The sequence below is a fragment of the Kitasatospora sp. NPDC057198 genome (genome assembly GCF_042670125.1).
Taxonomy (GTDB): Bacteria; Actinomycetota; Actinomycetes; order Streptomycetales; family Streptomycetaceae; genus Kitasatospora.
In genome coordinates this window covers 1-7,476 of the sequence record NZ_JBHUWH010000391.1, presented here as the reverse complement: position 1 = coordinate 7,476, position 7,476 = coordinate 1, and the positions used below count along the sequence as shown (strand labels likewise).

Below are 7,476 nucleotides of genomic sequence, written 5' to 3'. Positions count from 1 at the left end.
GTGGTGCTCGGCGCGCGCGGGGCTCGGATCGCGGGAAACCGTGACGTGCCGTTCCGGCGTCCAGTGAAATGCCCGGCCACCGGTTCGGGCACGGGCGCGCGTACGGGTATGGGCGTGGGCACGGGGATGGGTGCGGGCGCGGGTACGGGCACGAGGACGACGGAGCGGAGCGAAGGTGCGGGTCGGGGAGGGTGCCGGTGCGGCGGCAGCGGGGGAGACGGGCGCCGGACGGCAGGAAGGCGGACGGCGGACGGGTGATCGGCCGGGCGTCGGGCGGCGGCGGGTGCTCGGGGCGCTCGCGGTGACCGTGCTCGGCGCGGGGGCGGCCGGCGGGGCGGTGGTCGAGGACCTGCTCCCCGGCGGCGTCCGGCTGCGGCGGCTGCTCGGACTGACCGGGCCGGACGGCACGGTGCCGCAGATCGCGGCCGGTCCGGTCCGCACCGAGACGGTGCGCTCCGCCGCGCGCGGCCGGGACGTTCAGCTGGTGGTGTTCGACCCGCCCGGCGAGCACCCCGCCGACCTGCCGGTCTGCCTGGCCCTGCACGGGCGCGACGGCGACGCGGCGACCTTCACCGCGCTCGGCACCGCGCAGTTCCTCGCCGCCGCCGTCGCGTCCGGCACCCCGCCGTTCCGGGTGGTTGCCGTCGACGGCGGCGCCGCCACCTACTGGCACGCCCGCACCCCCGACGACGACCCGATGGCCATGCTCACCGCCGAGCTGCCCCGCTGGCTCGCCGACCGTTCGATGCCCGAACCGACCCGCGCCCTGGGCATCTCGATGGGCGGCTCCGGCGCCCTCCAGTACGCCCGGACCCGCCCGGGGGGACTGGCCGCCGTCGCCCTGCTCAGCCCCGCGCTGTTCCGTACGTGGAACGACGCCCGCACCGTCGACGCCTACCGCGACGAGGCCGACTGGCGCGAGCACGAACCGCTGCTGCACACCGACGCCATTGGGGGCGGTGGTGGTAGTGGTGGCGGTGGCGGCCGGATCGCGCTCTGGTGCGGCACCGAGGACCCCTTCTGCCCCGCCGGCCGCCGCCTGGCCGCCGTGCCCGGCGTACGGGCGTCCTTCCCGCGCGGCGAGCACACCGGCGGCTTCTGGCGGCGCGTCATGCCGCAGGCGATGGCGGAACTCGGCGCGGGCTGAGCCCCCGCGGGTCTCCGTACCGACTCTCCGTTCCGGTCTCTCCGTTCCGGGGGTTCGGCCCGTCGCCCCGGGACGGCGGCCGGTCCGGCCGATACTGGCGGCCATGAGCAACCTCGACCGGAAACCCGCCCCGGCCGTCTGCGGACGCCAGGCCGCCACCGGCCCCGTCAAGGACCTGCTGACCGGGCGCCACGTCCCGCTCGGCGAATCCACCGTCGTCCGGCGGCTGCTGCCCAACCTCGGCCGCCGGATGGTCGGCGCCTGGTGCTTCGTCGACCACTACGGCCCCGACGACATCGCCGACGAGCCCGGCATGCAGGTCCCGCCGCACCCCCACACGGGCCTGCAGACCGTCAGTTGGCTGCACGAGGGCAGCGTCCTGCACCGGGACAGCCTCGGCAGCCTGCAGACCGTCCGTCCCCGCGAACTCGGCCTGATGACCTCCGGCCGGGCCATCGCGCACTCCGAGGAGTCCCCGCGCGAACACGCCCCCCTGCTGCACGGCGCCCAGCTCTGGGTCGCCCTCCCCGACACCCACCGGCACACCGCCCCCGCCTTCGAACACCACCCCGAACTCCCCGTCGTCACCGCCGACGGCCTGCACGCCCACCTCATCCTCGGCACCCTCGACGGCGCCACCTCGCCGGGCACCACCCACACCGCCCTCACCGGCGCGGACCTCACCCTCCGCGAGGGCGCCGCCCACCGCCTCCCCCTCGACCCGGACTTCGAGTACGCCGTCCTCGCCATGACCGGCACCGTCGACGTCGACGGCGTCCCCGTCGAACCCGGCTCCCTCCTCTACCTCGGCTGCGGCCGCCGCGAACTCCCGCTGCGCGCCCGCACCGACGCCGCCCTGCTCCTCCTGGGCGGCGAACCCTTCGAGGAACGCATCGTCATGTGGTGGAACTTCATCGGCCGCTCGCACGAGGAGATCGCCCAGGCCCGCGCCGACTGGGAGACCGGCACCCGCTTCGGCGAGGTGCACGGCTATGACGGCGACCGGCTGCGGGCACCGCAACTGCCGCCCGTACCGCTGAAACCGCGCGGCCGCGAGCGCTGAGGGCGGAGGGCGGAGGGCGGGAGCGAGGAGGTCGAGCACGGCCTCGGGGCCGAAGCGGGTGGCGCCGACGCCGCCCCGGCCCTGGCGGCCCCGCCGGCCGGCGGAGGCGGGTCGGGGGTCGGTGAGGGGCTCGGTCGTCAGGGCGTAGTCGCAGACCGGGGCGGTGCAGGGGCGGGGAGGGGCGGGGCGGTCAGGGGCGGCGGGTGGCGAGCAGGGTGGACAGGTCGGGGGCGAGGCGGATCTCGGTGGTGAGCAGGGCCGGGTGGTCGTACCAGACGGTGCGGCCGGTGTCGGGGGCGCCGCGGTAGGTGGGGGGCCAGGCGGTGAGGGGGGTGAGGTCGTCGACCACCAGGGTGCCGCCGGGGGTGAGCAGGCGCAGCGGGTCGGCCGCCGCGGTCTGCTTGCCGTTGCCGCCGCCGTCCAGGACCAGCAGGTCGAACGGGCCGTGCCGGTGGATCGCGGTCCAGTCGCCGTGCAGCACCTCCAGGTCGGGTACGTCGGCGAACAACTCCCGTACCGCGTGCACGAGTTCGACTTCCCGTTCGACGCTCACCAGCCGTACGCCCGGGCGGCGGCCGGCGATCAGCCAGCCCAGGCCGACACCGCAGCCGGTGCCGGTCTCGCCGATCCGCCCGGCCGGGCCCGCCGCGAGGGCTTGCAGCAGGCGCCCGTGCTCCGGGCGGCAGGACTGGGCGAAGCCGAGGCGGGTGGCCAGTTCGACGGCTCGGGCGACGGGTTCGGGCAGGGCGGCGGCGTCGGTGCGGTCGGTGCGGACGGTGCGGGTGGTGCGGTCGGCGTGATCGGTGTGATCGGTGCAGTCGGTGTAGGAGGACGTTCCGCGTATGGACATGGCGTCACGCTAGCGTGACGGAGGGTGACGCCGTGGGCGTACGGCGGAAGATCAGTGCTGCGGCGCCCGGGGCGCCGGGTTCGTGTGCGACACTTCTGGGCGTTCCGGACGTGCGGGCCCGCCCCCGGGGGCGCGCGGACCGGGCGAAGGTGGAGGGGCGGCGAGGGGGTCGGGGGACCGGGAGGGGGCCGAGGGACGAGCACGGGAGCAGGGTGTGGAGCAGCAGGAGTTCGAGGTGCGGGGCTCGCGGCAGCGGGTCCTGGCCGCCCTCGCCGAACGGCGGCGCACCGGCAGCCGGCCCGGCGAGCGCACCGACGGCCTGCGGATCGCCCTCGCCGTCGAGGGCGGCGGCATGCGCGGCATCATCTCCGGCGGCATGGCGCTCGCCCTCCACGAGGCCGGGCTCACCGGCGCGTTCGACGCCGTCTACGGCGCCTCGGCCGGGGCCCTCACCGGCGCCTGGCTGCTCAGCGGTGACGCCGGACAGCTGGCCGGCTGGGCCGACCCCGAGTACGCCAGGGCCATGGTCCGCCCCGGGAACCCGCTGCGCGGCCGCCCCGTCGTCGACCTGCACCACCTGGTCGAGCACCTCTACGCGCACGTGGCCCGGATGGACTTCGACGCCATCCTCGCCAACCCGACCACCCTGCACCCGCTCGCCACCCACACCGGCACCGGCGCCTCCACCGACCTCCATCCGCTGCTCACCGACCCCGCCCGGCTGCGCCTGGCCCTGCGCGCCAGCGCCGCCCTCCCGCTGCTCGCCGGGCCGCCCGTCGAGATCGCCGGCAGCCGCTACTACGACGCCGGGCTCGCCGAGTCCGTCCCGTTCCGCACCGCGCTCGCCCAGGGCGCCACGCACGTCCTGGTGCTGCGCTCGCGCGGCCCGCTCCCCGCCCCGGCGGGCCCGGCGGCCGGGCCCTCGCGCGGCTCCCTGCTGGTGGCCCGGACGGTGCTGCGCCGCTATCCGGCGCCGCTGCGCGATTCCTACCTGGGGCGGGCGGGGCGGTTGCTGGCCGATGAGGAACTGCTCGGCCGGCACGACCTCGAGGAGTCCGGTGGCGGCCCCGCGGTGCTTTCCGTCCGTCCGGGGCCGGACGCTCCGCGGGTGGGGCGGTTGGCCCGGGACGCGGTGTTGCTGCGGGCGGGGTTGGAGGCCGGGCGGCTGGCGATGGCGGAGCAGCTCGCCCGGTTGCCCTGAGGGGTGGGGCGGGGGTGGGCGGTCAGCCGGAGCGGCGCAGGAGGACGCCGCGGCTGCCGGGGGCGAGGGTGTGGTGGGTGGGGAGCGGGGCGGCCAGGTCGATCTCCTCGACCAGGAGCCAGCCCTGTTGGGTGGACAGCCAGGGGCGCAGCCGTCCGTCCAGGGCGGAGGGGGGCAGTGCGACGAACAGCAGGTCGGTGGGGAGGGCGTGCAGCAGTTCGAGGTCCTGGCCCGCGTGCAGGGTGTCGATCAGCAGGACCGCGCCGAAGCGGCGGCGGACGGGGGGCGGGGCGGCGAGGTCGGCTCCGCTCAGGCGCAGCCGGGCCCGGCCGCGCAGCCGGTTCCACAGGCGGGCCCGCAGGGCCGGGTCCGGTTCGGCGGCGTGCACGGTGTAGCCGGCCCGCAGCAGGCGCCCGGTCAACGCGCCTTCGCCGGCGCCGAGTTCGGCCAGTGCGCCGCTGCCGGGCGGCCGGTGCCGGGAGACCCAGGCGGCGGTGGCGTCCAGTCGCTCGGCCTCGTAGGCGGAGGCCAGCAGAGTGTCGGCCACGGTCACGTCCCGTCGCAGGTGTCCAAACGGCCGCGAACGCGGACCGCTACGACCCTAGCCACCTGTTTCGTTCGTGGTCCATACCACCACCGGGAAAAGTTTACGGTTCACGGTCAATTCACAGAGTGGGCACGGTCGGTGGGTGGATCCCGGGCCCGGCGGACGGGGTTACTCCGCGGCCTCGAAGCCGTTGATGCCGTCCATCTCCTCGACGCCGTCGAGGTCGAGCTCGAAGTCGTCGTCGTAGCGGTCGTCGTGCTCGGAGGTGGGCTTGCGTTCGGGGGAGACCCGGCCCAGCTGGAGGGACGGCGGGTACATGGCGGCGCCGAGGTCGTCGGTGATGATGCCGTCGGGGTGGGCGGCGGCGTTCGGGTCCTCGGCGGTGACGCGGTTGCCGCCGCCGCGGCGCTGGCCGCCGCGGATGGCCGAGCCGCCGACCGGGCCGTAGCCGCCGTGGCCCATCGCCATCGCGCCCATCATGCCGGGCGGCGCGGCGCGGTTCACCGAGTTGGTGGTGGTGGAGGGCGAGGCGCTGCCCGCGGAGCCGGAGGCGGCGGACCCCTCGGCGGACGTCTGGGTCTCCAGGCGGGTGCTGCTCCGGGGGCTGCCGGAGCCGCTGCCCGGCACGGCGAGCCGGGTCGAGAAGCCGCCGCCGTGGACACCGGCGCCGCCGCTCGCGGAGCCGGAGCCCGAGCCCGAACCGGAGCCCGAACCCGAGCCGGAACCGCCGCCGTGCGAACTGCCCGGCAGGACCGGCTCCTTGAGGCCGAGGGTGTTGGTGCCGCTGCCCCTGCCGCCGCCGGCGCCGCCGGAACCGATCGGGCCGAGCTTGGGCATCAGCGAGGCGAACGCGGCGAGTCCGGCGTCCCCGCCGCCCAGGCGCGGGGAGTTCAGCCCGGAGGACGTGCCGGCGGGGGTCGCGTTCGGGCTGAGCGGGCTGGAGGCGAAGGAGGTGAGGCTGTTCAGGACGGTGCTGTTGCTCTCCTCGTTCTCGTTCAGGTTGCCCGCCATCTTGTCCATCTTGTCGGCGGTGTCGCGGAACGAGGCGAGGATCCGCTTGAGGACGTCCTCGGCGATGGTCTGCAGCACCTTCTCGGCCGCCTCGATCACCAACTTGCCGAACTTGTCGCCGGAATCGCCCATCTTCAGGCTCTGCACGATCCGCTTGAAGTTGGTGCCGTTCGTCTCGATGTCGTCCGCGTCCCGGCGCAGGCCGGCCGCGCACTCGGCGAGCTGGGCGAGGTCGATGGAGAAGCCCTGGCTGTTGGAGTTGTTGGCCGGGGTGGGCGCGATCTTCTGCGCGGCCTTCACGATCATGTCCTCGATCGGCCGGGTGATGGTCTGCGCGAGCTTGCCGACCGCCGCCTCCAGCAGCTGGTTCATGATCTCGCGGCCCATCCGCAGCACCGCCGCCGCGCTCCACGGGCCGGTGGACGAGGCCGCCGCCAACTGGGCCTGGATGGAGAAGAGCTGGGTGATCGACTGGGTCTTGGCCAGCTCGACCACCACGGCCGCGGCGCGCAGCACCTTGGCCACCGTGTGGCAGATCTCGGTGACCGTCTTGGAGTACTTGGTGATGGTGCTCCACAGCTCGGAGAGCCGGTCCGCCGAATCACCCTGGTAGACCTCGTGCAGCAGGGCGAGCGCCTTGTCCGCCGTCATCTGGGCGCTGTCCAGCGAACCTGCGAACTTCTCGAGCTGGTCGGCCAGTTGGTTGAGTTCGTCCTCGTTGGCGCCCGGGAAACGGACCCCGAGCAGACCGATGAGGTGGCTGAGCCCCCCCGGAAGTTCCACCGCCATTGCCGCCCCCAGCTGCTGCCCGCGGTAAGTCTCTGATCGCGCAGTGCGACGATACACATAGCGGACGCCGTCGACCACCTGTCCGAGCCCCGTGCGGGCACATTGTGGACGAACCCCCACGACGTTACGGTGTGCGCCATGGCATGGGGATCATGGTGGCGCGGCCGGTCCGGCACCGGTCCGGGTGCGCCCGGCAGGAGTGCGGAACGGCCTTCCGCGCAGGTGGTGTTGGGTGCGGTGGCGGACGAACTGTCCGCGCTGCACGGCGAACAGTGGCAGGTCGAGGGCGAAGAGGTGCGCGGGCCGGGCGAGTTGGCGGTGCGGACGGCCGCGGCGCCGGACGGCGACCCGGACCGGATCGACCTGGTCTTCCTGGTCGACCGGGGCCGGCCGGAGACCGCCGTCCCGGACCGGCTCACCCTGCCCGACGGCGGTGACGCCGATCAGGACCCGGTGCGCCGGGGCGTCGAGGTGTGGGCGTCCACCGCGGGCGCCGCGCTGATCGAACTCGTCGCCCACAACGGCCGGTTCGCCGGCCACCTGGACCCCTCCGACCCGGACGGCCTGCCCGGCTGGCACGCCGTCCACGGCGGCGTGGTCGGCTGGGGCACCGGCAAGCGCTTCCACGACGTGCAGGACTGGCTGGTGCGCAACCCGGTGCTGCCCGCGCTCGCACCCGCCCTGGGCGGGGATCTCGGCCGGGACCAACTCGTCGGCGTCCAGGTGTCGTTCGGCGCCGGCGGGGGCGAGCAGCACGCCGAGGTGCTGGTGCACGGCGAACCGCACGCCGCGGCCTCCGCGGCGCTCGCCGCGCTGGACTGGCCGCGGGTCGCCGAGGGCGACTCGCACGCCCGGACCTTCGTCCTGC

Annotated in this window: 7 protein-coding genes; 4 read left to right on the top strand and 3 right to left on the bottom strand. The window is 75.3% G+C overall.

Annotation, left to right across the window (positions count from 1 at the left end; all coding sequences use genetic code 11):
* Positions 1-283 precede the first annotated feature (283 nt).
* Both ACFUEL_RS31040 and ACFUEL_RS31035 read left to right on the top strand, forming a co-directional pair.
* Positions 284-1,147, top strand: a complete 864-nt coding sequence (locus ACFUEL_RS31040; protein ID WP_380240118.1) for an alpha/beta hydrolase — start codon at positions 284-286, stop codon at positions 1,145-1,147.
* Positions 1,148-1,250: 103 nt separating this feature from the next.
* Positions 1,251-2,210: a pirin family protein gene (locus tag ACFUEL_RS31035; protein WP_380240117.1), complete on the top strand. Its 960-nt coding sequence runs from the start codon at positions 1,251-1,253 to the stop codon at positions 2,208-2,210.
* 190 nt (positions 2,211-2,400) lie between these two features.
* Here ACFUEL_RS31035 and ACFUEL_RS31030 read toward each other — a convergent pair whose 3' ends face one another.
* On the bottom strand, positions 2,401-3,060 hold the full coding sequence (locus ACFUEL_RS31030) for an O-methyltransferase (RefSeq protein ID WP_380240116.1): 660 nt from the start codon (positions 3,058-3,060) through the stop codon (positions 2,401-2,403).
* A 214-nt stretch (positions 3,061-3,274) separates the two neighbouring features.
* Here ACFUEL_RS31030 and ACFUEL_RS31025 point away from each other — a divergent pair, with 214 nt between their 5' ends.
* Positions 3,275-4,261, top strand: coding sequence for a patatin family protein (locus ACFUEL_RS31025; protein WP_380240115.1), 987 nt, complete (start codon positions 3,275-3,277; stop codon positions 4,259-4,261).
* A gap of 22 nt (positions 4,262-4,283) precedes the next feature.
* Here the strand turns inward: ACFUEL_RS31025 and ACFUEL_RS31020 are convergent, their stop codons facing one another.
* The gene (locus tag ACFUEL_RS31020) at positions 4,284-4,808 is read right to left on the bottom strand and encodes a hypothetical protein (RefSeq protein ID WP_380240114.1); all 525 of its coding nucleotides are present in this window, start codon (positions 4,806-4,808) and stop codon (positions 4,284-4,286) included.
* A 168-nt stretch (positions 4,809-4,976) separates the two neighbouring features.
* Positions 4,977-6,608: a hypothetical protein gene (locus ACFUEL_RS31015; protein WP_380240113.1), complete on the bottom strand. Its 1,632-nt coding sequence runs from the start codon at positions 6,606-6,608 to the stop codon at positions 4,977-4,979.
* A gap of 138 nt (positions 6,609-6,746) precedes the next feature.
* On the opposite strand from ACFUEL_RS31015, the gene ACFUEL_RS31010 reads away from it, so the two are divergent.
* The coding region (locus ACFUEL_RS31010) for a DUF6348 family protein (protein WP_380240112.1) at positions 6,747-7,476 on the top strand (730 nt) is incomplete at its 3' end.